General features: G+C 79.6%; 2 protein-coding genes. Both read left to right on the top strand.

Annotated features, from left to right (window positions below; translation table 11 throughout):
* On the top strand, positions 1–220 hold a 220-nt coding region (locus PAI11_RS23555), incomplete at its 5' end, for a DUF4129 domain-containing protein (RefSeq protein WP_040601550.1).
* A partial coding sequence (locus PAI11_RS23560; RefSeq protein WP_040601551.1) for a DUF4350 domain-containing protein occupies positions 217–1,004 on the top strand: 788 nt, incomplete at its 3' end. The genes PAI11_RS23555 and PAI11_RS23560, both read left to right, overlap by 4 nt.

The raw sequence follows: 1,004 nt of genomic DNA on the forward strand, positions 1-1,004 counted from the left end.
CACGCTGCGGCTGCTCGCCCGGGGAGTGCTGCGGCCATCCGCGGCGCGGACCGCCGGGCAGGTCGCCCGCGCCGTCCCGCACCCGGCGATCGGCGCGCTGGCGGCCGGCTACGATCGCGCGGCCTACGGCAGCGGCGCGGTCGGGCCGGACGACAGCCGCGTCGCCCGCGAGGGCTGGTCGGCGGTGCTGGCGGAGCCGGAGCTGGAGGACGCGTCGTGAGGCTGCGGGCGATCCTCGCCGTCGTGGGGCTCGGCCTGGTGGTGCTGGTGGTGCTGGGCCTGTTCGGCAGCGGCGACGGCGGCGAGCGGGAGCGGGGGCCGCGCGACGGCTGGAGCAGCGCGGATCGCGACGGGCTCGGCGGCTGGCGCGCGCTGCTGCGCCACGAGGGCGTGCCGCTGCGGATCGTCGACGTCGACGAGGACCGCGTGCGGCTGCTGCCCAGGACCACCTACCTGTTCGCCGAGGGCGACCTGACGCCGACGCTGGCGCGGCGGGTGCTGCGAGAGACGGCGCGCGGCGCGCGCGTGGTCGCGGTCGGGAGGGACGCGATCGCGCTCGGCGACGAGCTGGGCCTGCTGCGGCCGATCGACGCCGCGCTCGAGCTCGGTCGCCGTGCCCGCCGGGAACCGGAGACGGCCGCCGTCGATCACGTCCAGGCGGACGGGGCCCGGGCCTGGCCGGCCGAGACCGAGGCGCTGTCGGCGCTGGTCGTGGCCGACGGCGACGCGGCGCCGCCACCGGTGCTCGTGGGCGAGCGGCGGGTCGGCGACGGGTCGCTGGTGCTGGTCGCCGACCGTCAGCTGGTCGAGAACGACCGGCTCGACGATCGAGACAACGCCGCCCTGGCGGTCGGCCTGGCCGGCCGCGGCCGGGTCGTGGCGCTGCGGCCGCGAGCCGACGCGACCGCCGCCGGCGGGCTCTCGCCGCGCGTCGGGGCGGTGCTCGGGCTGCTGGTGCTGGCCGCGATCGCCGGGCTGCTCGCCCGCGGGCGGCGACTCGGTCC

The organism is Patulibacter medicamentivorans (assembly GCF_000240225.1).
Taxonomy (GTDB): Bacteria; Actinomycetota; Thermoleophilia; order Solirubrobacterales; family Solirubrobacteraceae; genus Patulibacter; species Patulibacter medicamentivorans.